Source organism: Hansschlegelia zhihuaiae, from assembly GCF_004103825.1.
GTDB classification, from domain to species: domain Bacteria; phylum Pseudomonadota; class Alphaproteobacteria; order Rhizobiales; family Methylopilaceae; genus Methylopila; species Methylopila zhihuaiae.
This window is the reverse complement of the sequence record NZ_RYFI01000005.1, coordinates 30,392-30,594: the sequence shown is the minus strand read 5'-3', so window position 1 is coordinate 30,594 and position 203 is coordinate 30,392.

Below are 203 nucleotides of genomic sequence, written 5' to 3'. Positions count from 1 at the left end.
GCTGCGGCTCCCACAACTGGCGTCTGACCCACCGCCCGTCATGCCCGCCGAAGGCGGGTATCCACGACTTGGGGCGTCGGGAGGGTCGCCTGCCGATGACCCGCGGACCACGGTCGGCGGCCGAGCGCGCGGCCCTAGAAAGGCGTGGATGCCCGCGCTGCCGCGCGGGCATGACGGGGGAGGGGATGTCGGCCGTGGCGCCC